The 23,289-nt window shown below is 67.9% G+C and carries 22 protein-coding genes and 5 pseudogenes; 12 read left to right on the top strand and 15 right to left on the bottom strand.

The features are described from left to right. The first annotated feature begins 18 nt into the window (after nucleotides 1-18). Nucleotides 19-1,467, top strand: a complete 1,449-nt coding sequence (gene rlmD / locus ACHMXE_RS31920) for a 23S rRNA (uracil(1939)-C(5))-methyltransferase RlmD (RefSeq protein WP_395348050.1) — start codon at nucleotides 19-21, stop codon at nucleotides 1,465-1,467. A gap of 93 nt (nucleotides 1,468-1,560) precedes the next feature. Here the strand turns inward: rlmD and ACHMXE_RS31915 are convergent, their stop codons facing one another. After that, nucleotides 1,561-2,262, bottom strand: a complete 702-nt coding sequence (locus ACHMXE_RS31915) for a Bax inhibitor-1/YccA family protein (RefSeq protein ID WP_209540930.1) — start codon at nucleotides 2,260-2,262, stop codon at nucleotides 1,561-1,563. 180 nt (nucleotides 2,263-2,442) lie between these two features. Here ACHMXE_RS31915 and ACHMXE_RS31910 point away from each other — a divergent pair, with 180 nt between their 5' ends. After that, the gene (locus ACHMXE_RS31910) at nucleotides 2,443-2,850 is read left to right on the top strand and encodes a heme-binding protein (protein WP_203205294.1); all 408 of its coding nucleotides are present in this window, start codon (nucleotides 2,443-2,445) and stop codon (nucleotides 2,848-2,850) included. A 200-nt stretch (nucleotides 2,851-3,050) separates the two neighbouring features. Here the strand turns inward: ACHMXE_RS31910 and hemP are convergent, their stop codons facing one another. The 7 genes and pseudogenes from hemP to ACHMXE_RS31875 form a co-directional block, all read right to left on the bottom strand. Next, nucleotides 3,051-3,263, bottom strand: a complete 213-nt coding sequence (gene hemP / locus ACHMXE_RS31905; protein ID WP_395348049.1) for a hemin uptake protein HemP — start codon at nucleotides 3,261-3,263, stop codon at nucleotides 3,051-3,053. Nucleotides 3,264-3,358: 95 nt separating this feature from the next. Continuing rightward, entirely contained in the window at nucleotides 3,359-3,772 is a 414-nt protein-coding gene (locus tag ACHMXE_RS31900; RefSeq protein ID WP_093343007.1) for a biopolymer transporter ExbD, read from the bottom strand. 5 nt (nucleotides 3,773-3,777) lie between these two features. After that, entirely contained in the window at nucleotides 3,778-4,491 is a 714-nt protein-coding gene (locus ACHMXE_RS31895; RefSeq protein ID WP_057590302.1) for a MotA/TolQ/ExbB proton channel family protein, read from the bottom strand. Nucleotides 4,492-4,502: 11 nt separating this feature from the next. Further along, nucleotides 4,503-5,351, bottom strand: a complete 849-nt coding sequence (locus ACHMXE_RS31890) for an energy transducer TonB (RefSeq protein WP_395348048.1) — start codon at nucleotides 5,349-5,351, stop codon at nucleotides 4,503-4,505. After that, the gene (locus ACHMXE_RS31885; RefSeq protein WP_082322199.1) at nucleotides 5,318-5,590 is read right to left on the bottom strand and encodes a bacterioferritin-associated ferredoxin; all 273 of its coding nucleotides are present in this window, start codon (nucleotides 5,588-5,590) and stop codon (nucleotides 5,318-5,320) included. The genes ACHMXE_RS31890 and ACHMXE_RS31885 overlap by 34 nt, the downstream gene beginning before the upstream one ends. Nucleotides 5,591-5,720: 130 nt before the next feature. Continuing rightward, the gene (locus ACHMXE_RS31880; RefSeq protein WP_203205295.1) at nucleotides 5,721-6,401 is read right to left on the bottom strand and encodes a Fe2+-dependent dioxygenase; all 681 of its coding nucleotides are present in this window, start codon (nucleotides 6,399-6,401) and stop codon (nucleotides 5,721-5,723) included. A 345-nt stretch (nucleotides 6,402-6,746) separates the two neighbouring features. After that, a pseudogene (locus ACHMXE_RS31875) lies at nucleotides 6,747-7,509 on the bottom strand (TonB-dependent receptor domain-containing protein); the annotation flags it as partial. A gap of 116 nt (nucleotides 7,510-7,625) precedes the next feature. On the opposite strand from ACHMXE_RS31875, the gene ACHMXE_RS31870 reads away from it, so the two are divergent. After that, entirely contained in the window at nucleotides 7,626-7,856 is a 231-nt protein-coding gene (locus ACHMXE_RS31870) for a hypothetical protein (protein ID WP_395348046.1), read from the top strand. Between the two features lie 599 nt (nucleotides 7,857-8,455). On the opposite strand, the pseudogene ACHMXE_RS31865 reads toward ACHMXE_RS31870, so the two are convergent. The 7 genes and pseudogenes from ACHMXE_RS31865 to bfr all read right to left on the bottom strand — a co-directional run. Continuing rightward, a pseudogene (locus ACHMXE_RS31865) lies at nucleotides 8,456-8,914 on the bottom strand (TonB-dependent receptor plug domain-containing protein); the annotation flags it as partial. A gap of 298 nt (nucleotides 8,915-9,212) precedes the next feature. Beyond that, a complete protein-coding gene (locus ACHMXE_RS31860) occupies nucleotides 9,213-10,574 on the bottom strand; it encodes a sulfite reductase subunit alpha (RefSeq protein WP_203205297.1) in 1,362 nt (453 codons plus the stop codon). Beyond that, the gene (locus tag ACHMXE_RS31855) at nucleotides 10,571-11,599 is read right to left on the bottom strand and encodes an FAD:protein FMN transferase (protein ID WP_395348045.1); all 1,029 of its coding nucleotides are present in this window, start codon (nucleotides 11,597-11,599) and stop codon (nucleotides 10,571-10,573) included. Before ACHMXE_RS31855 ends, ACHMXE_RS31860 begins: the two co-directional genes overlap by 4 nt. A gap of 26 nt (nucleotides 11,600-11,625) precedes the next feature. After that, nucleotides 11,626-12,435: a DUF4198 domain-containing protein gene (locus ACHMXE_RS31850; protein WP_395348043.1), complete on the bottom strand. Its 810-nt coding sequence runs from the start codon at nucleotides 12,433-12,435 to the stop codon at nucleotides 11,626-11,628. 47 nt (nucleotides 12,436-12,482) lie between these two features. Continuing rightward, entirely contained in the window at nucleotides 12,483-12,983 is a 501-nt protein-coding gene (locus ACHMXE_RS31845) for a DUF2271 domain-containing protein (RefSeq protein WP_172705657.1), read from the bottom strand. 70 nt (nucleotides 12,984-13,053) lie between these two features. After that, nucleotides 13,054-13,707, bottom strand: a complete 654-nt coding sequence (locus ACHMXE_RS31840) for a PepSY-associated TM helix domain-containing protein (RefSeq protein ID WP_395348042.1) — start codon at nucleotides 13,705-13,707, stop codon at nucleotides 13,054-13,056. A 228-nt stretch (nucleotides 13,708-13,935) separates the two neighbouring features. Continuing rightward, nucleotides 13,936-14,412, bottom strand: coding sequence for a bacterioferritin (gene bfr / locus ACHMXE_RS31835; protein WP_056583098.1), 477 nt, complete (start codon nucleotides 14,410-14,412; stop codon nucleotides 13,936-13,938). Nucleotides 14,413-14,685: 273 nt separating this feature from the next. Between bfr and ahpC the strand changes: the two are divergent. From ahpC to ACHMXE_RS31790, 9 genes and pseudogenes are all read left to right on the top strand, one after another. Then, nucleotides 14,686-15,248 (top strand): annotated as a pseudogene (ahpC, locus tag ACHMXE_RS31830) (alkyl hydroperoxide reductase subunit C). 91 nt (nucleotides 15,249-15,339) lie between these two features. Next, nucleotides 15,340-16,896 (top strand): alkyl hydroperoxide reductase subunit F, encoded by a 1,557-nt coding sequence (ahpF, locus tag ACHMXE_RS31825; RefSeq protein ID WP_395348039.1) that lies wholly within the window; start codon nucleotides 15,340-15,342, stop codon nucleotides 16,894-16,896. 4 nt (nucleotides 16,897-16,900) lie between these two features. Then, nucleotides 16,901-17,593, top strand: a pseudogene (locus ACHMXE_RS31820) (TonB-dependent receptor plug domain-containing protein); the annotation flags it as partial. Nucleotides 17,594-17,645: 52 nt separating this feature from the next. Continuing rightward, nucleotides 17,646-18,893 (top strand): annotated as a pseudogene (locus ACHMXE_RS31815) (TonB-dependent receptor plug domain-containing protein); the annotation flags it as partial. Nucleotides 18,894-18,942: 49 nt separating this feature from the next. Further along, nucleotides 18,943-19,362, top strand: coding sequence for a TonB-dependent receptor domain-containing protein (locus tag ACHMXE_RS31810; protein WP_395352889.1), 420 nt, complete (start codon nucleotides 18,943-18,945; stop codon nucleotides 19,360-19,362). A 34-nt stretch (nucleotides 19,363-19,396) separates the two neighbouring features. Then, on the top strand, nucleotides 19,397-20,494 hold the full coding sequence (locus ACHMXE_RS31805; RefSeq protein ID WP_395348038.1) for a hemin-degrading factor: 1,098 nt from the start codon (nucleotides 19,397-19,399) through the stop codon (nucleotides 20,492-20,494). A gap of 180 nt (nucleotides 20,495-20,674) precedes the next feature. Then, nucleotides 20,675-21,436 (top strand): hemin ABC transporter substrate-binding protein, encoded by a 762-nt coding sequence (locus tag ACHMXE_RS31800; RefSeq protein ID WP_395348037.1) that lies wholly within the window; start codon nucleotides 20,675-20,677, stop codon nucleotides 21,434-21,436. Next, nucleotides 21,433-22,473, top strand: a complete 1,041-nt coding sequence (locus tag ACHMXE_RS31795) for a FecCD family ABC transporter permease (protein WP_395348035.1) — start codon at nucleotides 21,433-21,435, stop codon at nucleotides 22,471-22,473. Before ACHMXE_RS31800 ends, ACHMXE_RS31795 begins: the two co-directional genes overlap by 4 nt. Then, on the top strand, nucleotides 22,470-23,279 hold the full coding sequence (locus tag ACHMXE_RS31790) for a heme ABC transporter ATP-binding protein (RefSeq protein ID WP_395348034.1): 810 nt from the start codon (nucleotides 22,470-22,472) through the stop codon (nucleotides 23,277-23,279). Before ACHMXE_RS31795 ends, ACHMXE_RS31790 begins: the two co-directional genes overlap by 4 nt. Nucleotides 23,280-23,289 lie beyond the last annotated feature (10 nt).

The following is a 23,289-nucleotide window of genomic DNA, read 5'->3' as shown; positions in this document are numbered from 1 at the left end:
CGCTGAGACAATCGGGGGATGACGGAATCCATCAAGAAAGATAAATCCCCCACGGACACCCCCACGAACGCAGGCGGCGAATGGCTCCACGTGGAATCGCTGGACCTCGATGCGCAGGGCGTGGCGCACAAGGCCGACGGCATGGTCGTGTTCATCGAGGGCGCGCTGCCCTTCGAAGAGGTGCAGCTCAACGTGCATCGCCGCAAGAACAACTGGGAGCAGGGCACGGTCACGCAGATCCGGCGCGAGTCCTCGCAGCGCGTGCGGCCCGGCTGCCCGCACTTCGGCCTGCACACGGGTGCCTGCGGCGGCTGCAAGATGCAGCACCTCGATGCCGCGGCGCAGGTGGCGGTGAAGCAGCGCGCGCTCGAGGACAACCTCTGGCACCTCGGCAAGGTCCGCCCCGAGAACCTGCTGCGTCCGCTCGAAGGTCCGGCCTGGCACTACCGCTACCGCGCGCGCCTGTCGGTGCGCCACGTGGTCAAGAAGGGCACGGTGCTGATCGGCTTCCACGAGCGCAAGAGCCGCTACCTGGCCGACATGCAGGTCTGTCCCGTGCTGCCGAAGCAGGTCAGCCAGATGCTGATGCCGCTGCGCGCGCTGATCGCCTCGCTCGATGCGCGCGACACCTGCCCGCAGATCGAACTGGCCTGCGGCGACGCGCCCGGCACCCAGGCGCTCGGCACCATCGCGCTGGTGCTGCGGCACCTCGAGCCGCTGTCGGCTGCGGACATCGAGCGCCTCAAGGCCTTCGCCGCGAAGAACGAGCAGGTGCAATGGTGGCTGCAGCCCAAGGGGCCCGACACGGTGCGGCTGCTGGAGGAGGGTGGCACGCCGCTGGCCTACGGGCTGCCCGAGTTCGGCGTGACGATGCCGTTTCGGCCCACCGACTTCACCCAGGTCAATCCGCACATCAACCGCGCGCTCGTGGGCAAGGCGCTGCGCCTGCTCGACGTGCAGTCCGACGAGCGCGTGATCGACTGGTTCTGCGGCCTCGGCAACTTCACGCTGCCGCTGGCGAGCCGCGCGCGCGAGGTGCTGGGTATCGAGGGCAGCGACACGCTGGTAGCGCGGGCTACCGACAACTTCCGCAGGAACCAGCCCGCGACCTCCGCGCGCCGTGCCCTGTCGCCGGCTTCGTTCGTGGCGCGCAACCTGTTCGAGATGACGCCCGAGATGCTGGTCGCCGACGGACAGGCCGACAAGTGGCTGGTCGACCCGCCGCGCGAGGGCGCGTTCGCGCTCGCCAAGGCGATGGCCGACCTGCATCAGCAGCCCGAGCTGCGCACGGGCGGATGGACGCCGCCGAAGCGCATCGTCTACGTGAGCTGCAATCCGTCGACGCTCGCGCGCGATGCCGGCCTGCTGGTGCACCAGGCCGGCTATCGCTGCACGCATGCGGGCGTGGTCAACATGTTCCCGCACACGGCGCACGTGGAATCGATCGCGGTGTTCGAGCGCGAATGAGGCGGTTCCGACGCCGCAATGAGGAAGGGCCCCGAAGGGCCCTTTCTTTTTCACCGATCGATGGCCGCGGGGCCATCGAAGGAGGAGGAAACGTCAGTCGCGTTCGCCGCCCGCGAGGCCCAGCAGCGCCAGCAGGCTCTGGAACACGTTGAACAGGTCGAGGTACAGGGCGAGCGTCGCGCTGATGTAGTTAGTCTCGCCGCCGTCCATGATCTGCTTCAGGTCATAGAGCATGTAGGCCGAGAAGATGCCGATGGCCGCGACCGAGATCGCGAACATGCCGGCGGTCGAGCCGACGAACACGTTGATGACCGCGCCGACCATCAGCACCATCGCGCCGACGAACAGCCACTTGCCCATGCCCGACAGGTCGCGCTTGATCACGGTGGCCAGCGAGGCCATCACGAAGAACACGCCGGCGGTGCCGCCGAAGGCCGTCATGATCAGATCGGGACCGTTCTTGAAGCCCAGCACCATCGAGATCAGACGCGAGAGCATCAGGCCCATGAAGAAGGTGAAGGCCAGCAGCACCGGCACGCCGGCGGCCGAGTTCTTGGTCTTCTCGATGGCGAACATGAAGCCGAAGGCACCGCCGAGGAAGACGATGAGACCGAGGCCGCCGGTCAGCGAGCGGGTGATGCCGGTCTGCACGCCCAGCCAGGCGCCCAGCACGGTGGGCAGCAGGCTCAGCGCCAGCAGCCAGTAGGTGTTGCGCAGCACGCGTTGGCGGTCAGCCTGCGGCAGCACCTGGCCATAGCCGGTGGAAGTGTCGAGGGTTGTAACGCGGTCGTTCATGGCCGAAGCTCCTGTGGTTGCTGCCTTGGCAGTTGGGCCGATTCTAGGAGTCTGCAAGACCGGGGCCCCCAAAGACCGTATGGGGGGTGTTCCTTAGACGGCGCGCCGTCCGACAGGGGGAGGCGCTTCAGCGGACCGGTATGCTCGGGGGTTCGACGCAACAAGACCTTGATCACCATCATGCAAACCAAATCATTCCTTGAACTCGCCGATGTCAAGCTGATCGCCGCCGCCGCCGAAGCCGAGGCACTCAAGAACAACTGGGCCGTGACCATCGCCATCGCCGACGACGCGGGCAACCTGCTGTGGCTGCAGCGCCTCGATGGCGCGGCCGCGCTGTCCTCGCACATCGCCCCGGCCAAGGCCCACACGGCCGCCATGGGTCGCCGCGAGAGCAAGGTCTACGAGGACATCATCAACGGCGGCCGCACCGCGTTCCTGACGGCACCGCTGGTGCACGGCCTGCTCGAAGGCGGCGTGCCGATCGTGAAGGACGGCCACGTGATCGGCGCCGTGGGCGTGAGCGGCGTGAAGTCGAACGAAGACGCGCAGGTCGCCAAGGCTGGCATCGCTGCACTGGGTCTCTGAGATCCGGCATGGGCGCATGGGCGCCCTGCACGAACGAAAACGCCGACTAGAGAGTCGGCGTTTTTGATTGGACGTTCAGCGTGAAAAAAAGCTTGGCTAGTCGGCGAACCGTTGGCTAGCAAAAAACGACCCTTCGGAGAAATGAATCTCCTGGAGTCGCCCCACGATGAAACTTGCGCGAGGGGCGGGCTGACCGGGACCTACTTGGTCAGGATCAGCTTGCCCAGTTTGGTGGCCTGCAGGCGGTACAGCGAACCGTTGTGCATGATGCCGACGGTCTTGCTGCCCTTGAGCAGCTCGGCGCTTTCGACCATCGGAACCGGTCGTTGAGCCTGGATGGTGGCGTGACCGCCGCCCGATTGATCGAGCGAAGGGTGGCTCAGAACAGCAAAGGCGTTGGTGGTGGCTGGCATCTCGGGTTCCTCTTATCGAAGCGATGACTGAATGATAATAATTCTCATCAAGAAGTCAATCGCCGCGATGAAAAATTTTGTGACCCGTGAGGCAGTTATTTCGCGTCGGGTTCGGTGATGAAGCCGATCTTGCGCACGCCGGCTTCGCGAGCCTCCGACATCGCCTTGGCTACGCGCTCGTAGCGCACCGCCTTGTCGCCGCGGATGTGCAGTTCGGGCTGCGGTTCCTTGGCGGCCTCGGCGGCGAGGCGGGTCGGCAGCTCGCTGTCGGAAATCTTCTGATCGTTCCAGTAGTAGTCGCCCTCGGCCGTCACGCTGAACAGGATGTTCTCGGGCTTCGGCTGCTCGGGCTCGCTGGTGGCGCGCGGCAGGTCGATGTTCACCGCGTGCTTCATCACCGGCACGGTGATGATGAAGATGATCAGGAGCACCAGCATGACGTCGACCAGCGGCGTCATGTTGATCTCGTTCATCACCTCATCGGGTTCGTCTTGGGTTCCGAAAGCCATGATGCTCAGCCCTTCTTGAGCGGAACCACGATCGATTCGGCGCCGCTCTGGACGCGGGCACCGGTCACGAAGTAGGCGTGCAGGTCGTGCGCGAAGGCATTGAGCTTGGTCAGCACGAACTTGTTGCCGCGCACCAGGGCGTTGTAGCCGAGCACGGCGGGGATGGCGACCGCGAGGCCCAGGGCCGTCATGATCAGCGCTTCGCCGATCGGACCCGCGACCTTGTCGATCGTGGCCTGGCCGGCCGAGCCGATGCTCATCAGCGCGTGGTAGATGCCCCAGACGGTACCGAACAGGCCGATGAAGGGCGCGGTCGAGCCGACCGAGGCCAGCACGGCCAGGCCGGTCTGCAGGCGCGCGGTGAAGGCGTCGATGCCGTTGCGCAGCGAACGCGTGATCCAGTCGCTGACGTCGAGCGCGTCATGCAGGTGCGCCTTGGTGTTGCGGTGGTGGGCGGCGGCTTCGCGGCCCTCGAGCGCCAGGGCGCGGAAGGGGTTGCTGTCGTCCTTGCCGAGCTTGTTGAGCGCGGTGGCGAAGTCCTCGCTGTGCCAGAAGTCCTGCGACTGCTTGGCGAGACGCTTGTAGCGGATGACGTCGAGCGCCTTGACGATGATCACGATCCACGACGCGAGCGACATGGCGATCAGCAGCACCGCGACGGCCTTGGTGACGAAGTCGCCTTGGTGCCAGACATTCATCAAGCCAAATTGGGAATCCATAGGGGTCTCAGTTACTTAGGTTGGTTGAAAACGATGGGCGCGGGCAGCATGAAGAGGGTCTCGTCGCTCGCGTTCGGATAGTTGCTCACGGTCACGGACGACTTCAGCACCGCATCGCGGGCGGCGCGGTCGAGGCGGTCGAAGCCGCTGGACTTGAGGATTTCGGCGCGGCGCACGACGCCGTTGCGGTTGAAGTACACGGCGATGGTCACCGTGCCCGATTCGCCGAGCCGCGAGCTCAGCTGCGGATAGACGGGCGCCGGCTGGCGCAGCCACTGCGCCTGCGCGGCCGTCACCTCGACCACCTTGGGCGGTGCGGGCGGCGCCGGCGGAGGGGCCGGCGGCGCGGGAGGCGCGGGCGGCGGCGAGGGCGGCGTCGGTGCGGGCGGCGGCGGTTCCGGATCGCCCACCGGCGCTTGCGGCGCCGGCGTGGGCTTGGGTTCGCGGATGGCCTGCGGACGCGGCGGCGGCGGTGCCTTCACGCGCGGCTGGGGCGGCGGTGGAGGAGGGGGCGGCGGCGGAGGCGTGGGCTTCGGCGGCTCGATGAACTGGCTCATGATCTCGACCGGGATCACCACTTCGGCGGCCCGGCGGAGCAGGCCGCTCTGCAGCGCCCAGAGCGCGGCGGCGTGGAAGACGATCACGCCGCCGGCAATGGCAGCATTGCGCGAGAGGCCGAGAAAGGTAGGAGGGGGGGCAAAGCGGTCAGACACGATCAACCATTCGAGTGCGAGCACGTGGTCACGTGCCCCGATTGCAGCAAAACCGCTACGACGACGTCTACTTCTATTTACGAAGGATCCACCAGACGGAGCCGCCACCAGGATCAGGCTGCCGCCGAGTGCAGAGACGAGTTCCATGCTTTGCTTTCCTTGATGGAGTTGGCAAGCTGGATCGACTTCGGTTCCGATTCGCAGTGCAGGGCCGCGACCGGGTGCGAAGCGCTGCACTGCGCGACGATATCGCGCGCACATCCTTCACATTGGCCACACTGGGTGGCCACGCCGAGTTCGAATTGCACTTCGTCGAAGGTCATCCCCGCGCGCACATGGCGTGCGATTTCGCGGTCGGAGACTCGGCGGCAAATGCAAACGATCATGGCTGTGAAAGCGGCAGTTTGGCTGGCTATTGGATGTAGTGATTATAAATAAGAATCCCTCGCATTTGCAATAACTATCGTATTCGCCAGCGGCCGGCGTGACAGCTATTCGCTATGAGGGGGCCACCGCCTATATCTCCGACCAGAGCCGAAGCAGGTTGTGGTAGTGGCCGGTGAGGGCCACGGTTTCCTCGGATTCGCCCAGCCGGGCGCGCAGTTTCTGGATGTTCTGGTCCAGTTCGAACAGCATCGAGCGCTGCTGGTCGTTGCGCACCATGCTCTGGGCCCAGAAGAAGGCGCACACGCGCGCGCCCCGGGTCACCGGGTGCACGCGGTGCAGGCTGCTCGACGGATACAGGATCAGGTCGCCGGCCGGCAGCTTGACCTCGTGCGAGCCGTAGGTGTCGACCACCTCGAGCTCGCCGCCGTCGTAGTCGTCGGGGTCGCAGAGAAACAGCGTGCACGACAGGTCGGTGCGCAGCGGCTGCTCGCTGCCGGGCACGGCGCGCACCGCGCCATCGACGTGCAGGCCGTAGTGCTCGCCACCCTCGTAGCGGTTGAACAGCGGCGGCACGAAGCGCGCGGGCAGGGCGGCCGAGAAGAACAGCGGGTTGCGCGCCAGCGCGGCCAGCACGGTCTTGGCGAGCTCGCGCCCGACCGGCGAATGCTCGGACAGCTGCCGGTTGCGCTTGACCTGCGCGCCCTGGTCGCCGACGGTCTCGCGCCCGTCGACCCACTGGGTGGCATCGAGCGTGGCGCGCATCCTGCGCACCTGGTCCGGGCTCAGCACTTCGGGCACATGCAGCATCATCTTCGGGAACTCCGGAAGGAAAAAAGCCCCGGCGCGGGCCGGGGCTCGAGTGTCGCACCGCGGCGCACCGGCCCTGGCCGGCGGCTCGCCGTGGCGAACGATCAGAACGCGAAGTTCGCCGTGACCTTGAACGAGCGCGGCGTGCCCGGCGTGTAGCGGTAGCCCGACTTGTTGATGGCCGCCACGTAGTCCTTGTCGAACAGGTTGTAGACGTTGAGTTGCAGGTCGACGTTCTTGTTGATCCGGTAGGACGCCATGGCGTCGACCACCCGAGTACGACTCGACGTAGGCCGGCGTACCGACCGCGCCGTCCGTGCCGCGGTACAGCTTGCCGTTGTAGCGCGCGCCGCCACCGATCGTCAGGCCGAACGGAAGCTGGTAGGTGGTCCACAGCGTGAAGGCGCGCTTCGGCGTGTAGGCCAGCGAGGTCGAGCCGTCGGCCAGCACCGAGGGGCCGCTGAGCACGCGGGTGTTCATCGTCGTGAAGCCGGTGGTCACGCCCCAGTTGTCGGTGATCGCGCCCGACACGCCGAGCTCGATGCCTTGCACGCGCTTCTTGCCGGTCTGGTAGTACTGCTGCGAGATCGAGTCCTGCACCACTTCGTTGCTGACGTCGGTGCGGTAGAGCGCGGCCGTCAGCGCGAGGCGCTTGTTGAGCACGTCCCACTTGGTGCCGAGTTCGTAGGTCTTGGCCTTCTGCGGCAGGAAGTCGGTGCGCGCGGCGCTGTTGCCGCTGCCGCCTGCGGCGAGCTGGAAGTTGGCGCCGCCCGGGGGGCTGGGCCGCAGTGCCGTAGGCCGCGTAGACGCTGCTGTTCTCGGTCGGCTTGTAGACCAGGCCGATCTTGCCGGACCACAGGCTGTCCGAGAGCTTGAGGCGCGTCGGCGTGATGGTCGCGGTCTGCGGGTTGTTGCCGGTGCGTGCCAGGGTCAGCGCGGTCGCGTCGTAGTCGGTCGAGTAGTGGTCGTAGCGCAAGCCGCCGGTGAGCTGCCACTGTTCGTTGAACTTGATCGTGTCGAAGGCGAACAGGCCGATCGTGTCGGTGCTGCCGTCGGAGCCGGTGCCGTTCGGGGAGCCGGTTGTAGCCGAGCACGTTGCGATCGGGCGCATACAGGTTGGCGGCGGGCCACGAGCCGGCCGGCGCGAAAGTGGTGCCGACGGTCGAATAGCCGGCCGCGTAGTAGTTGTTCGCGCGCTGCGTTTCGCGGATGAACTCGAGGCCGCCGTTGAAGGTGTGGCTGATGCTGCCGGTGTTGAACTTCGCCGAGACGCTGGTCTGGTTGGTGAAGATCGTGTTGGCCTGGTCCTTGTTGGTCGGCAGGTTGCGCGTGATCGTCCAGGTCGCGGGATTCGTCGGCACCACCGTGTTGATGAAGCCGGAGTTCACCGCGGGCAGCTGGCCGACGCCGGCCGTCGACGCGGTGAGGCCGCCGCCCATGAACGCGGTCAGCATGTAGTCCTGCTGCGTCTTCGCGTAGCGGGTGGTGTTGCGGATCGTGATGTCGGGCGTGAGGTCGTGTTCGACGCGCGCGGTGAACATGTCGGTGGTGACATGGTCGAAGTCCGAGCTGGTGCCGTAGAAGTTGCTCGAGTCGACGCGCTGCGCGTAGTTCAGGTAGGTGCGGCGGGCGAGGCCGCTGCGGATGGCCGTCGCATCAGGCGTCGAGTAGCCCGGCAGCCCGATCGTCGGCACGCCGCCATCGGGCACGTTGTTCTGCTTGACGTGCACGTAATCGAGGTACACGCGCGTCGGGCTGTTCAGGCCGAAGGCCAGCGAGGGCGCGATCGACCAGCGCTTGTTCTTCACGAAATCGCGGCCGGCCACGCCGGCGTCCTCGGCCACGGCGTTCAGGCGGAAGGCCGCGCCGATGCCGTTCTCGCCGCTCAACGACTTGTTCCAGTCGATGCTGCCGCGCTTGAAGTCGGCGCTGCCGAAACCCAGCGAGCCCGTGAAGCTGTCGTCGAGCTTGGGCTTCTTGGTCACGAGGTTGATGTAGCCGGTGGGCGAGGTGCGGCCCACGTCGGTGCCCGAGGGGCCCTTCACGACTTCGACCTGGTCGATGTTGAAGGTGTCGCGCGAGATCGAGCCGAGGTCGCGGATGCCGTCGACGAAGATCGCGCTCGAGCTGTCGAAGCCGCGCATGAACACCGCGTCGCCCGTGTTGGTGTTGCCGTTCTCCCCGAGGAAGAAGGTGCCCACGCCGGGGGTGTTGCGCAGTGCTTCGGTCAGCGTGGTGGCGCCCTGGTCGCGCAGCACCTGCTCCTTGATCACCTGCACGGTCTGCGGCGTGTTCACCAGCGGCGCCGTGAACTTGGTGTTGGCCGAGTTGTCGGCCTTGAAGTCGGAGGCGACCGAGCCCTCGACGCGGATCTCGGGCAGCACGCGCGAAGGCTGCTGCTGCTGGGCGAAGGCGGGGGCGGAGAGGGCGATCAGCGTGGCGGCTGCGGCGCCCGAGACCTGGGGAACGGCGCGCGCGACAGCGTGCTTCCGGCTCTTGATATAGGAGTTGGCCATGAAGGTTCTCGAAAATGAAAAAACGGCCCTGAGAACTCGACTGGCGATGCCCTGCGCGTGTGCCGTAGAGGCACCGGGGGCTGGCTGGGTGAGTTGACCTGCGGAAGGGCGAAGGTAAAAACCGTATCAAATGATAATGTTTATCAATACGGGTCTTAGAACTTATGCCCGCAGGCGCTTTGTAAAGTAGATACTTTGTTGCACTGAAGCAACTCGCATGCTGGGGGAATTGTTGACGGCGCGCAGATGCTGGTGGGCGTCGCCCTCCAGTGCCACGCAGGCCGGTGGCTTCCGTGCCTCAGTACACGTCGCGCCTGTAGCGCCCCGAGCCGACCAGCTCGGCCCACAGCGCCTCGCCCGCGACCTGCCGCAGCGCTGCATCGACGCCCGCTGCCATCCCCTGCAGGCTGCCGCACACGTACACCGCCGCGCCGCGCGCAAGCCAGTCGCGCAGCGCATCGGCGCGCTGCAGCAGCCGGTGCTGCACGTAGAGCCGTTCGGCCTGGTCGCGCGAGAACACCATGTCGAGCTCCGCCAGCGCGCCCTCGCGCTGCCAGGCCTCGATCTCGTCGCGGCAGAGGAAGTCGTGCGCCGCATGGCGCTCGCCGAACACCAGCCAGTTCTCGTACCGGCCCGCCGCGACGCGCGCGCGCAGATGGGCGCGCAGGCCGGCCAGGCCCGTGCCGTTGCCGATCAGGATCAGCGGACGCGAGGCGTTGCCCTCGAGGCGAAAGCCGCGGTGCGGGCGCAGTCGCAGCGCCACCGTGTCGCCGATGGCCAAGGTCGAGGTCAGGTGGCCCGAGGCCATGCCCAAGGTGCCGTCGGGATGCTGTTCCTGCCGCACCAGCAGCTGCAGTTCGCCGTCGGTGGGCAGCGAGGCGATCGAGTAGTCGCGCGGCCGTGCCGGATCGCTCGCGACCGCCATCTGCACCAGATCGCCCGAGTCCCAGGCCGGCATCGCGCCGGCCTGCGGCACCAGGCCGAGCAGGAACACCGGCGCGCCCGCGCTGCCGGGGTTGAGCAGGTTGCGATGCGCGAGGCGCCATGGAACGAAGGCGCTGCTTTCTTGCTCGTCAGGCGCGACCTCGGCATCGCCCCACTGGGCATGCCACGCGGCCAGCGCCTCGGGATCGCCGTTGTCGACCTCGACGCGCGCGAAGGAGGGCGTCGCGCCCCGGACTTGCAGCCAGTCGTCGAGCTGGCGCCCGAAGCCGCAGAAGTTCGCGTACTGGCGGTCGCCCAGGGCCAGCACCGCATAGCGCAGCGCGGACAGGTCGGGCTGTTCGGCCATTGCCTTTTCGGCGAACAGGCTGGCGCCGTCGGGCGCGTCGCCTTCGCCGTAGGTGCTGGCCACGAAGACGGCCTGCCGCGCGTCGCGCAAGGTGGCGGCGTCGAGGGCGTTGAGTTCCATCACGCGCACCGGCGTACCGGCCGCGCGCAGGCGGCGCGCGGTCTGCCAGGCGATGGCTTCGGCCTGGCCGGTCTGGCTGGCGAACAGCACCAGCGTCGATGGCACCGTGCCGTCGCCCGCCAGCGCCTGCGCGGCGCGCGCGGTGGCCGCGACGGCGCGGCGCTCGCGCGTGTAGATCGCCAGGCACATCGCGCCGTAGGCGGCCACGGTGGAGCCCGCGGCCAGCGCGCGCAGCAGCGTGTCGTTCATGCGGCGGCGGTCCGTTCGGTCCAGGCCGGGGTCGCGCGCGGGCTCGGCGGTCCGTCGCCCTGTGCCGCATGCGCGACGAACAGCGCCGCGATGTCGCGCGCCTCGGCGAAGGCGAAGCCTTCCTCGGGACCGAGCACCGTCAGCACGGTGGCCAACGCATCGGCGTGCATGCACTGCGCATGCAGCACCGTGACGCTCGCGAGCCCGGCTGGCACGGGTTCGCCGCTGCGCGGATCGATGGTGTGCGACCAGCGGCGGCCTGCGTGCTCGCGCTGGTGCCAGCGGTCGCCGGAGGTGGCGATCGCGAGGCCGTCGAGCGCCACGTGCACCGGCGCGGGCAGTTCGCCGTCGACCTGCACGCGCCATGGCTGTCCGTCGGGGCGGCGGCCCACGCCGCGCAGTTCGCCGCCGATCTCGAACAGGAAGTTCTCGAGGCCCAGCGCCTGCAGGGCCTCGACGCCGTGATCGACCGCGAAGCCCTTGGCGATGCCCGACAGGTCGAGCGCGAAGCCGCCGGGCTGGGTCAGCGTGGCCGTTGCGTCGTCGGCCATTGCGAAGGCGAGCTTTTGCCAGCCCGTGCGCTGGCGTGCTGTTTCGAGGGCGTTCGCATCGGCGGGGCCATCATTCGCGTCGGGCCCGAAGCCCCAGCCCGCGACCGATGCCCCGACCGTCGGATCGATCGCGCCGCCGCTGTCCTCGGCCCATTGCAGCGCGCAGGCCATCACGCGCGCGAACTCGGCCGGCAGCGTGTGCCGCGTGCCCGCCGGCGCCCGGTTGAAGCGCGAGATCTCGGCGTCGGCCTCCCAGTGGCTCATCTGCGCGATCACGCGCGCGAGCGCCGATTCGACCGCCTCGCGCACGTCGGCCAGCGGCCGCATGCCGGGGTTGTCGAAGCGCAGCGACCAGGTCGTGCCCATGGTCCGGCCGGCCAGCTGATGCAGGCGGGCCGGATCGGCGCGGCGCGGCACGGCCGCGTTGGCGTAGCCGCCGTGCCAGGAACTGCGGGAGGCGAACGAAATGCCCAAGGCGCTGCGCGAAACGTCGCTCGGGATCAGGGCATCACTTCGAGCGTGGCCGCATAGCTCAGGCGGCGCTCCTTGGCGTTCGGCACGGTGGTCTTGTTGTCGCGCGTGGACACGTCGAGCCAGTACATGCCGGCGCTCGGCCAGGTCACGCTGAACTGGCCCTTGTCGTCGGTCTTGACCTTGAACTCCTCGAGCTTGTCGCGGTACTGCGTGTTGCCGGCGGTCACCGTCACCTCGAGGTCCTTGGCGGGCTGGCCGTCCAGGTGCAGCGTGAAGCTGGCCTTCTCGCCCTTGGCGAGGTCGGTCGGGCTGCCGGTGGAGATCAGTTCCAGGCCCTGGCCGATCGGCTTGAGCGCCGAGGGCTTGCCGACGGTGACGAAGGTCTCGATGCGGCCCGAGGATTGCGTGATGCTCACGTCCTGCGCATCGGCCGGGATCTCCTTGGCGATGGTCTCGGGCGTGCCGCGCGCGCGCTTGTTCTGGCCGGTGGCCTTGTCCTTCCAGCTCGCGAAGGCGCCGCCGTTGATCACGGCGATGCGGTAGGTGCCGGCCTGCGCGACCGGCACGTCGAACACGTTGCGCTGCTTGAGCTTGGCCTCGCTCTCGGGCTTGACGGTGCTGCCGTCGGGCGCGGTGATCTGCAGGCCCTCGAGGCGCAGCGGCGCATGGTTGGCGACGAACAGGTCGTTCGACACCGCGGCGTCGACGCTGACCGTGTCGGCCTTCGAGAACACGGTGCCCGAGGGCAGCAGCCAGGCGTTGTGCGCCTGGGACAGCGGGGCGATGGCGACGAAGGCGGCGGCAATGGCGGCGGCGCGCAGGCGGAGGGTGTTCATGGCGATTCCTTGAAGGTGAGCGGCGAAGGTGCGGGGCGATGTGGCGGTCAGGGCTTGAGCTCGAGCTTGATCTCGCCCAGTTCTTCCTTGCCCGAAGCGGTCGGCTGCGAGGCGCTGGTCGGTGGCCATTGGAACGGGATGCTCACGACCTCGCGGCCGCCGACTTCGCGCGCGGCTTCCACCACCAGCTTGTAGCTGCCCGGCGCCAGTTGCGGCATCGGCGCGCTGCCGTCGGTGAAGCTCAGCTGGTGCTTGCCCGCGGGCTTGGTCGCGCCGGTCACGCCGTCGATCGGTACCGACAGGTCGCGGCCGCCGCGGCGCCACCACTGGCGCATGTCCTTGAGCCACTTGGTGCCTTCGCCCTCGGGGTTGTTGGTCTTGGTGCGCACGTCGTACCAGACCGCCAGCGTGCCGGCCACGGTGTTGTCGGCGCGCTCGATCCAGGTCGCGATGTAGGGGCGGTGGTATTCCGACACGTTGAGGCGCGGCACCTCGATGTTGACGCCGAGGCTGGCCGAGAAGGCCGGGGCGGCGAAGAGCGCCGACATGGCGAGCGGTGCGAGCGAGTAGCGGATGTGCACGGGAGGAACCTTTTCTTCGAAGCGGACGGAACGAGAGTCAATGAATGAAAAGCAGCGCGAGCAGCACCGGCACGACCAGCCCCATGCCGACCATCGGCCAGGTGAAGGGACGGTTGCCCGCATGCATCTTGAGGATGAACAGGCCGGTGATCGAGAACACCAGCGCGGCGCCCGCGAAGATGTCGATGAACCAGCTCCAGGCGGTGCCGGTGTTGCGGCCCTTGTGCAGGTCGTTGAAATAGGAGAGCCAGCCGCGGTCGGTGCGCTCGTATTCGGCCTCGCCGTCGGCCAGGCTCAGGCGCAGCCAGGCGTCGCCGCCGGGGCGGGGCAGCGACAGGTAGATCTCGTCGTCCGACCATTCGGCCTCGCGACCGGCGGTATCGACGTCCCAGCGCTGGCGCACCCAGGACTGGAGTTCGGCGGGCAGCGCGGCCTTGCCCTTGATCGCCTTGTTCGACTTGACCTCGGCCATGGCCGCTTCGAGGCGGGCGCGCAGCGCCTCGTCGATCGTCGCGTGCAGCCGCGTGACCTGCGGCTTGCCCTCGATCTGTCCCGCGTGGTTGAGCGTGAAGCCGGTGACGCTGAACAGCACCATGCCGATCAGGCAGATGGCGGAGCTGACCCAGTGCCATTCGTGCAGGGTTTTGAGCCAGTAGGCACGGCGGCGGTTGTCGGGAGAGGCGGCATTCATTGGCGGCCGGCATTTTAGGCGCGCAAATGAGAATTGATTTCGTTTGGCAATCGGGGACGACCCGTGCCGAGGGTATCGATCCGGCCGGATCGAAGGTAAATCCTTCGTCTTATGCTATCAATTAAATAGCATGTGAAGTTTGGTAAAGCGAAAACGCCGGGCCAAAAAAAGCGGGACCGAAGTCCCGCAGTTGTTCATGGCGTGCCGTGTGGCTTGCGAGGGCGAGGCTTACTCGAGTTCGCCCATCTGCGATTGCAGGTAGTTCTGCAGGCCGACGCGGTCGATCAGGTCGATCTGGGTTTCGAGGAAGTCGATGTGCTCCTCGGTGTCGTCGAGGATTTCCTGCAGCAGGTCGCGCGAGACGTAGTCGCGCACCGATTCGCAATGCGCGATGCCGTCCTTGATCGTGGCCTGCGCGCCGGTCTCGGCGCCGAGGTCGCAGCGCAGCAGTTCGGGCACGTCTTCACCGATGTTCAACTTGCCCAGGTCCTGCAGGTTCGGCAGGCCGTCGAGCATGAAGATGCGGTCCATCAGCTTGTCGGCATGCTTCATCTCGCCGATCGATTCTTCGTATTCCTTCTTGGCCAGCTTGTCGAGGCCCCAATGCTTGAGCATGCGGTAGTGAAGGAAGTACTGGTTGATCGCAGTCAGCTCGTTCTTGAGCTGCGCCTGCAGATGCTCGATGACCTTGGGATCGCCCTTCATGGTGTTTTTCCTTGTTATGAAAGCAGTAAAGGCCGCGATTGTCGGAGCGCGAAAGAGGGTGGCGCAAGCAAAGCCATGCATTCGCGCTCTGCATGCGTTTGATGCTGATACACGTTCGTATCCGGAGGGCGAGCCATGCCGCCAGGCATGCGGCCCGCCCATCGCAAGACATAGGGGGCTGCAATGCATTCAATAGCTATGAACTATTGAAAGATGCCATTTGGTAGCTATACTCATGGTTCGCTTCTTTCATCACCACCAAGGAAACCAGCAATGTCCCTGATCAACACCCAAGTCCTGCCCTTCAAGACCCAGGCCTACCTCAACGGCAAGTTCATCGATGTGTCCGACGAGACGCTGAAGGGCAAGTGGTCCGTGCTGATCTTCATGCCGGCTGCCTTCACCTTCAACTGCCCGACCGAAGTCGAAGACGCCGCCGACAACTACCCCGAGTTCCAGAAGCTGGGTGCCGAGGTCTACATCGTGACGACCGACACGCACTTCTCGCACAAGGTCTGGCACGACACCTCGCCGGCCGTCGGCAAGGCCAAGTTCCCGCTGGTGGGCGACCCGACCCACACGCTGACCAACAACTTCGGCGTGCACATCCCCGAAGAAGGCCTGGCACTGCGCGGCACCTTCGTGATCAACCCGAAGGCATCATCAAGACCGCCGAAGTGCACTCCAACGAGATCGCCCGCGACGTCAAGGAAACCCTGCGCAAGCTCAAGGCAGCCGTCTACACCGCCGCCCACCCGAACGAAGTCTGCCCGGCCAAGTGGAATGAAGGCGACAAGACCATCGCCCCGTCGTTCGACCTCGTCGGCAAGATCTAAGGCGCTCCGCGCGAAAGCCCGGGCGCTCACGAGGCCCCCGGGTTTTTTTGTCCCCCGTTGATAGTTTCCAGTTATCGAAAGAGAGTCCCTCATGCTCGACGCCAGCACCAAAGCCCAATTGAAGAGTTACCTCGACCGCGCCACGCAGCCGATCGAGATCGTCGCCTCGCTCGACGACAGCAAGGCCTCGGACGAAGTGCTGTCGCTGCTGAAGGACGTGGCGGAAGCCTCGCCGCTGGTCCGCCTGAGCGAAAGCCGCGACGACAACCACCGCAAGCCCTCGTTCTCGGTCAACCGCCCGAGCGAAAACCACGGCCCGCGTTTCGCCGGCCTGCCGATGGGCCATGAATTCACCTCGCTGATCCTCGCGCTGCTGCAGATCGGCGGCTACCCGCCGAAGGTGGAGCAGGCCGTGCTCGACCAGATCAAGGCGCTCGACGGCGATTTCGAGTTCGAGATCTACGTCTCGCTGACCTGCCACAACTGCCCCGACGTGGTCCAGGCGCTGAACCTGATGGCGGTGCAGAACCCGCGCATCCGCACCACGATGATCGAGGGCGGCACCTTCCAGGACGAAGTCAAGGAACGCCAGGTGATGGCCGTGCCCACCGTGTTCCTCAACGGCACCGAGTTCGGCCAGGGCCGCATGAGCCTGGAAGAGATCCTCGCGAAGATCGACAACAGCGGCGTCGAGCGCGAAGCAAAGAAGATCGCCGCCAAGGACCCGTTCGACGTGCTGATCGTCGGCGGTGGCCCCGCGGGCGCCGCGGCGGCCGTGTACGCTGCGCGCAAGGGCATCCGCACCGGCGTGGCCTCCGAGCGTTTCGGCGGCCAGGTGCTCGACACCATGGGCATCGAGAACTTCATCTCGATCAAGGAGACCGAGGGACCGAAGTTCGCCCATGCGCTCGAGGAGCACGTGCGCGACTACGAGGTCGACATCATGAACCTGCAGCGCGCCAAGGCGCTGATCCCGGGCGAGGGGCTGATCGAGGTGCAGCTCGAGAGCGGCGCGTCGCTCAAGAGCAAGTCGGTGATCATCTCGACCGGCGCGCGCTGGCGCAACATCAACGTGCCCGGCGAGCACGAGTTCAAGAACAAGGGCGTGGCCTACTGCCCGCACTGCGACGGCCCGCTGTTCAAGGGCAAGCGCGTGGCGGTCATCGGCGGCGGCAACTCGGGCGTCGAGGCGGCGATCGACCTGGCCGGCATCGTGGGCCATGTCACGCTGATCGAGTTCGACACCCAACTGCGCGCCGACGCCGTGCTGCAGCGCAAGCTGCACAGCCTGAAGAACGTCGACGTGTTCACCAACGCGCAGACCACCGAGATCACGGGCGACCAGAAGGTCAACGGCCTGGTCTACAAGGACCGCGCGACCGGCGAAGCCAAGCGCGTCGACCTCGAGGGCGTGTTCATCCAGATCGGCCTGGTGCCCAACACCGACTGGCTCAAGGGCACGATCGAGCTGTCGAAGCACGGCGAGATCGTGGTGGATGCGAAGGGCCAGACCTCGGTGCCCGGCGTGTTCGCCGCGGGCGACGCGACCACGGTGCCGTTCAAGCAGATCATCATCGCGGCCGGCGACGGCGCGAAGGCGGCACTCGGTGCATTCGATCACCTGATCCGCACTTCAGCCCCAGCCTGAGTGGGTGCATCGGCGGCCAGATGAGAATTGTTCTCATAAAATAGTTTTCAGAGGCTCGCGCGCCGCGCATCGCGGCGAGAACACCAACAAAAGGGAACCGAGCCTCCCGCCGCCAGCCAGGTCAGCCGCGCCGCTTCCGCCGCGCCGAGGTCCAGCAAGCCGTTGTTCATTCCAACGCTTGCCGGACCTTTTTTCGTGGCCGCCACCTCTACCCGCATTTCGCGCTTCGCGCGCTCGTCTTCCTCTTTCTTCCCGACCCGTGCGCGCGCGCCGCGCGCTGCTGCCCTGGCTGATCGCCAGCGGCTTCGGTGCCGCGGCACCGGCCTGGGCCCAGCAGCCGCCTCAACAGGTCGCCGCGCTCGGCGAGATCGTCGTGAGCGGCTCGCGTTCCGAACAGGAGAAGGACGCGCTGCCGGTCAGCGTGGAAGTGCTCAACCGCGAGACGATCGAATCGAAGCAGATCAACGACATCCGCGACGCGGTGCGCGACCTGCCGAACGTCTCGGTCAAGCGCTCGCCGGCACGCTTCGGCCTCGCCCAGGGCAACACCGGTCGCGACAACAACGCCGGCTTCAACATTCGCGGCCTCGACGGCAATCGCGTGCTGCTGCTGACCGACGGCATCCGCACGCCGCGCAGCTATGTCTTTAGTGCCAACGCCTTCGGCCGCGACTACTTCGACATCGGCCTGATCGAGCGCATCGAGATCCTCAAGGGCCCGGCCTCCGCGCTCTACGGCTCCGACGGCCTTGCGGGCCTGGTCAACTTCATCACGCGCGATCCGTCCTCGTTCCTGCGCGACGGCAAGCGCTTCGGCGGCAGCGCCAGCGTCGGCTACAGCGGCGACGACAACGGCCGCCGCGCCGGCGTCACGCTCGCGGGCAAGCCCAACGAGACCTTGCAGTGGCTGCTCTCGGCCAACCTCGGCCGCTCGCACGAGCTCGAGAACCGCGGCAGCTACAACGCGCCCGAACGCCGACCGCACCACGCCCAACCCGCAGCGCGACCGCAGCGGCGCGCTGCTGGCCAAGGTCATCCTCACGCCCGATGCCGACCAGCGCCACGGCTTCACCTTCGAGCACATCGAGAAGACCAGCCGCTACGACCTGCTGTCGGGCCTCGCGAAGCCACCCTATGCTTCGACCTCGGTGGTCGGCCTCGACGCCCGCACCGACCTGCAGCGCGACCGCTTCACCTACGACGGCCGGCTGCGCCTGAATTCGGTCGTGGCCGACAGCCTGCAGGCCACGGTGAGCTACCAGAAGTCGAAGTCGCGCGAGTACATCTTCGAGGACCGCTTCAGCGCCGCCGACCGTTCGCGCGACGTCACCTACGACGAGAGCACCTGGCAGTTCGGCCTGCAGGCCGACAAGCTGGTGCGCACCGGCGACTGGGCCCAGAAGATCACCTACGGCTTCGACTACGCGCGCACCAACGTCGAGAACCTGCAGACCGGCCTGGTGCCGCCTGCCGGCGAGAGCTACCCGCTCAAGCGCTTCCCAGACACGCGCGAGACCTCCTCGGCCTTCTATGTGCAGGACGAGTTCATCCACGACCGCTGGAGCATCACTCCAGGCATCCGCTTCGACCGCTTCTCGCTCGACGCCGACCAGGCCGGCTTCAACGCGCAGGCGGTCTCGCTCTCGGGCTCGGCGGTCTCGCCCAAGCTCGGCGTGCTGTTCCGCGCCACGCCGCAATGGAGCGTCTACGGCAACTACGCCTCGGGCTTCAAGGCGCCGAACGCGTTCCAGGTCAACAACTTCTTCGAGAACACGATCTCGGGCTACCGCACCATCCCGAACCCCAACCTCAAGCCCGAGAAGAGCCAGAACGTCGAGCTCGGCGTGCGCGGGCGCACCGGCGTGCTGAACTTCGACGTCGCCGCCTTCACCGGCAACTACAAGGACCTGATCGAGAACGACCGCCAGGTCGGCGGCGTGTTCGGCTCGCGCGTGAACCCGGCCACCTTCCAGTCGGTCAACATCGGCCGCGCGCGCATCAGCGGTTTCGAGGTCAAGGGCGAGCTCGACTTCACCGACAACGGCAATGGCTTCTCGGTGCCCTTTCGCCTGGGGCCAGACGCGCGGGCGCGACCGCAGCAACGACCGGCCGCTGAACTCCATCGATCCGCGCAAGATCAATCTCGGCCTGGCCTACAAGGCGCCGGCCTGGTCGGTGCGGCTCGACGCGGTGCACCATGCGGCCAAGAAGCGCTCCGACGTGGATGCGGCCGAGATCACCACCGGCGGCGTGCAGTTCCTCACGCCCTCGGCGACCACGCTGGACCTGAGCGCGCAGTGGCGCATCAACCGCGACCTGCGCCTCAACGCCTCGATCACGAACCTCACGAACAAGCGCTACTGGATGTGGAGCGACGTGCGCGGCCTGACCTCCACCGCGCTGATCCGCGACGCCTATACGCAGCCGGGACGCAGCTTCAATGTCTCGCTCGTGGCCGATTTCTGAGCCACCCAATCTCACACAGGAAGGACCACCAACGATGAATGCTGAAGACATCCGCCACCGTTTTGCCGAGCTGCGCGCCAAGGGCATGCGCCACAAGGACGCCGCGGCAGCCATGGGCCTGGCCGAGGGCGCCGCGATCGCGGCCCATGCGGGCGCGCACGACAAGGCCCTGCGCGCCACGCCGCTGCGCGGGCCGTGGCTGGCGCTGCTGCAGTCGCTCGAGGCCTGCGGGCCGCTGCTGGCGCTCACGCGCAACGAGACCACGGTGCACGAGAAGACCGGCATCTACGAGAAGCTCTCGGGCGGCGAGGCCATGGGGCTCGCGCTCGGCGAGGCGATCGACCTGCGGCTGTTCTTCAGCCGCTGGCACGCGGGCTTCGCGGTGGACGAGGCGGCCGCCAATCCCGGCGTGCCGTCCTCGCTGAGCCTGCAGTTCTTCGACGCGCACGGCCTGGCGGTGCACAAGATCTTCGTGCGCGAGGCCACCGACCGCGGCGCGCTGCAGGCGGTGATCGATGCGCATGCGGCGCCCGAGTTGCAGGTGGCATTCAAGCCGGCCGAGCCCAAGCCCGCGCCGCGCGCCGACGCCGCCATCGACGCCGGCGCGCTCGCCGAGGCCTGGCGCGGCATGCAGGACACGCACGAGTTCTTCGGCCTGCTCAAGAAGTTCGATGCCGAGCGCCAGCAGAGCTTCCGGCTCACCGAGGGCGAGTTCACGCAGCGCGCCGCGCTGCATGCGGTGGGCGACCTGCTGCAGGAAGCGTCCTTCAGCGGCACGCCGATCATGGTCTTCGTCGGCAGCCCCGGCTGCATCCAGATCCACACCGGGCCGGTGGTGCGCGTCGAGCCGATGGAGATGCCGGCGCGTGGCGACGCCGCGCCGATGCGCTGGCTCAACGTGCTCGACCCCGGCTTCAACCTGCACCTGCGCGAGGACCGCATCGCGAGCGTGTGGATCGTCGAGAAGCCCACCAGCGACGGCCACGTGACCTCGGTCGAGGCCTTCGATGGCGAGGGCGAGCTGATGGCGATGTTCTTCGGCGCGCGCAAGCCCGGCGTGCCCGAGCGCGAGGACTGGCGAAAGCTGGTGCGCGGGCTCGCGCGGCTGCCTGTGGCGGCACCGGCCGCCTGATCGCGCGGATGTTTTTCTCCTTGCCCCACGTTTTTTCTCCATGACCGAAGAACGCATCTCCCCCTTCCTCGTCCGCCGCCGCGACGCATTGCGCCTCGCCGCCGCGGCCTCGCTGGCGCCGGCGCGCTGCCGCTGTTTGCCCAGTCGCCCGAGGCGAAGAAACTGCCGCGGCTCATCACCGTGAGCGGCGCGATCACCGAGGTGGTGTACCTGCTCGGCGCCGAGGGCCAGCTCGTCGGCACCGACACCACCAGCCTCTATCCGGCCGCGGCGCGCGGCACGCCCAAGGTCGGCTACATGCGGCAGCTCTCGGCCGAGGGGCTGCTGTCGCTCAAGCCCGATGCCGGTGATCGCCACCAACGAGTCGGGCCGCCGGTGGTGCTCGACCAGGTGCGCTCGGCCGGCGTCAAGGTCGAGATCGTGCAGGCCGACCACAGCTGGGGCGAGGTGCGGCGCAAGATCCAGGTGGTGGGACGCGCCGCGGCCCGCGAGGCGCAGGCGCGCGCGCTGCAGGCGAAGCTCGATGCCGAATGGGCCCAGGTGCAGCAGCGCGTGGCCGCCGTGCAGGGCCGCAAGCCGCGCGTGCTGTTCGTGCTCTCGCACAGCGCGAGCCCGCAGGTGTCGGGCGAGAAGACCGCCGCGCACGCGGTGATCGGCTATGCGGGCGGCGTCAATGCGCTCGGCGGCTTCGAGGGCTACCGCCCGATGACCGCCGAGGCCATGGCCACGGCCGCGCCCGACATCGTCATGACCAGCGACCAGAGCATCGAGGCCCACGGCGGCATCGAGCGCTTCTGGCAGCGGCCCGAACTGGCGCTCACGCCCGCGTTCAGGAAGCGCTCGCTGGTCACGCTCGACGCCTTGCTGTTGCTGGGCTTCGGCCCGCGCATGCCGGCGGCGATCGCCGAACTGCATCCGAAGTTCATGGCCGCGGTGGCATGAGCCAGCGCTTTCCGCCGCGGGCCGTGCTGGCCGGCTGCGCGCTGCTGCTCGCCTTCGCGCTGGCGCTCGGCGCGGTCTCGGGCGCCTACGCGATCAGCCTGCCGCAACTGTGGAAGGTGCTGGCCTCGCTGGGGCAGGGCGCCGCGGCCGACAGGTCGCCCGAATACCTGGTGTTCGTCAACATCCGCTTGCCGCGCCTGGTGCTCGGCGTGGCGGCCGGCGCGGGACTTGGCATGGCGGGCACCTTGATGCAGGGCCTGTTTCGCAACCCGCTGGCCGACCCCGGCCTGGTGGGCATCAGCAGCGGCGCCGCGCTCGCGGCCGGCGTGACCATCGTGCTGGGCGCCTGGTTCATGCCGGTGCTGCCGCGCACGCTCGGCAGCTGGACGCTGGTGGTCATGGCCTTCGGCGGCGGCCTTTCGGTCACCTTGCTGATCTATGCGCTGTCGCGCAGCGAGGGCGGCACGCGCATGGCGCTGATGCTGCTCGCGGGCATCGCGGTCAATGCGCTGGCGGGCGCGGGGCTTGGTTTCCTCAGCGTGATGGCCACCGACGAGCAACTGCGCAGCCTGCAGTTCTGGCTGCTCGGCAGCCTGGGCGGCGCGCGCTGGAGCGCGGTGATCCTGGTCGGCGTGGCGGTGCTGCTGTCCTGCGTGGCGGCGGCCTCGCTGGCCGCGCCGCTCAACGCGATCGCGCTCGGCGAATCGCAGGCGGCGCTGCTGGGCGTGGACGTGGAGCGCATCAAGCGGCGCGCCATCGTCGTCACGGCCGTGGCGGTGGGCGCCGTGACGGCCACCACCGGGATCATCGGCTTCGTCGGCCTGATCGCGCCGCACTGGGTGCGTATGGTGGCCGGGCCCGACCACCGCGTGGTGCTGCCCGCCTCGGCGCTGCTGGGCGCGGCGCTGGTGCTGGTGGCCGACACGGTGGCGCGCACCGCGATGGCGCCCGCCGAGCTGCCGCTGGGCGTGCTCACGGCCTTCATCGGCGTGCCGATGTTCCTGCTGATGCTGCGGCACTTCCGGGGGCGCATATGAAGGCGCCGGATCTGGAACTTGGATTGCGCTGCGAGGACGCCGAGGTGCGCATCGGCGCCAAGGCGCTGCTCTCGCGGGCCACGGTGCGGCTGGCGCCCGGCCGCGTGACGGCGATCCTCGGCCCCAATGGCGCGGGCAAGTCGACCTTGCTGTCGGTGCTGTCGGGGCAGCGCGAGCCCACGGCAGGCCGGGCGCTGCTCGACGGCCGGCCGCTGCGCGCCCACGGCATGCCGGCGCTCGCGCTGCGGCGCGCACTGATGCCGCAGGAAAGCGCGGTGGCCTTCGACTTCAGCGCGCGCGACGTGGTCGCGCTGGGCCGCTATCCGCACCGGCTGGCACCCGCGCCCGACGAGGACGCGATCGTCGCCGCGGCGATGGCGCTGACCGACGTGTCGGCGCTCGCGCCGCGCGTCCTCAACACGCTGTCGGGCGGCGAGAAGGCGCGCGTGCACATGGCGCGGGTGCTGGCGCAGCTGTGGCATCCGCGCGCCGACGGGGCCGCGCGCTGGCTGCTGCTCGACGAGCCGACGGCCGCGCTCGACCTGGCCCACCAGCATGCCGCGATGCGGCTGCTGCGCGGCTGGGCCGGGCAGGGCGTCGGCGTGGTGGTGGTGCTGCACGACCTGAACCTGGCGCGGCGCTATGCCGACGAGGTGGTGGTGCTGGGCGTGCCCGATATCCCTGGCGGGTTGTGCCAGGGACCGACCGCCGAAGTGCTGGCGCCGCCGCTGATCGAGGCGGTCTGGCGCATGCCGTGCGAGAGCGTGGTCGGCGCGGACGGGATCGAGCAGTACCTGTTCGGCTAGAAGCCGCCGT

The sequence above is a fragment of the Variovorax sp. UC122_21 genome, assembly GCF_044056785.1.
GTDB lineage: Bacteria > Pseudomonadota > Gammaproteobacteria > Burkholderiales > Burkholderiaceae_C > Variovorax.
The sequence above is the reverse complement of the archived record's forward strand: the minus strand, read 5'-3'. Positions and strand labels throughout refer to the sequence as shown.

Bases quoted from the DNA above. Each gene is read 5' to 3' on its own strand.
- ACHMXE_RS31910 (WP_203205294.1), top strand. From the start codon at position 2,443: ATGCAAACCAAATCATTCCTTGAACTCGCCGATGTCAAGCTGATCGCC.
- ACHMXE_RS31890 (WP_395348048.1), bottom strand. From the start codon at position 5,351: ATGGAACTCGTCTCTGCACTCGGCGGCAGCCTGATCCTGGTGGCGGCT.
- ACHMXE_RS31860 (WP_203205297.1), bottom strand. From the start codon at position 10,574: ATGAACGACACGCTGCTGCGCGCGCTGGCCGCGGGCTCCACCGTGGCC.
- ahpF (WP_395348039.1), top strand. From the start codon at position 15,340: ATGCTCGACGCCAGCACCAAAGCCCAATTGAAGAGTTACCTCGACCGC.
- rlmD (WP_395348050.1), top strand. From the start codon at position 19: ATGACGGAATCCATCAAGAAAGATAAATCCCCCACGGACACCCCCACG.
- ACHMXE_RS31810 (WP_395352889.1), top strand. From the start codon at position 18,943: ATGGCTTCTCGGTGCCCTTTCGCCTGGGGCCAGACGCGCGGGCGCGAC.
- ACHMXE_RS31850 (WP_395348043.1), bottom strand. From the start codon at position 12,435: ATGAACACCCTCCGCCTGCGCGCCGCCGCCATTGCCGCCGCCTTCGTC.
- ACHMXE_RS31900 (WP_093343007.1), bottom strand. From the start codon at position 3,772: ATGGCTTTCGGAACCCAAGACGAACCCGATGAGGTGATGAACGAGATC.
- ACHMXE_RS31845 (WP_172705657.1), bottom strand. From the start codon at position 12,983: ATGTCGGCGCTCTTCGCCGCCCCGGCCTTCTCGGCCAGCCTCGGCGTC.
- ACHMXE_RS31880 (WP_203205295.1), bottom strand. From the start codon at position 6,401: ATGATGCTGCATGTGCCCGAAGTGCTGAGCCCGGACCAGGTGCGCAGG.
- ACHMXE_RS31790 (WP_395348034.1), top strand. From the start codon at position 22,470: ATGAAGGCGCCGGATCTGGAACTTGGATTGCGCTGCGAGGACGCCGAG.
- hemP (WP_395348049.1), bottom strand. From the start codon at position 3,263: ATGCCAGCCACCACCAACGCCTTTGCTGTTCTGAGCCACCCTTCGCTC.
- ACHMXE_RS31805 (WP_395348038.1), top strand. From the start codon at position 19,397: ATGAATGCTGAAGACATCCGCCACCGTTTTGCCGAGCTGCGCGCCAAG.
- ACHMXE_RS31895 (WP_057590302.1), bottom strand. From the start codon at position 4,491: ATGGATTCCCAATTTGGCTTGATGAATGTCTGGCACCAAGGCGACTTC.
- ACHMXE_RS31885 (WP_082322199.1), bottom strand. From the start codon at position 5,590: ATGATCGTTTGCATTTGCCGCCGAGTCTCCGACCGCGAAATCGCACGC.
- bfr (WP_056583098.1), bottom strand. From the start codon at position 14,412: ATGAAGGGCGATCCCAAGGTCATCGAGCATCTGCAGGCGCAGCTCAAG.
- ACHMXE_RS31840 (WP_395348042.1), bottom strand. From the start codon at position 13,707: ATGAATGCCGCCTCTCCCGACAACCGCCGCCGTGCCTACTGGCTCAAA.
- ACHMXE_RS31915 (WP_209540930.1), bottom strand. From the start codon at position 2,262: ATGAACGACCGCGTTACAACCCTCGACACTTCCACCGGCTATGGCCAG.
- ACHMXE_RS31795 (WP_395348035.1), top strand. From the start codon at position 21,433: ATGAGCCAGCGCTTTCCGCCGCGGGCCGTGCTGGCCGGCTGCGCGCTG.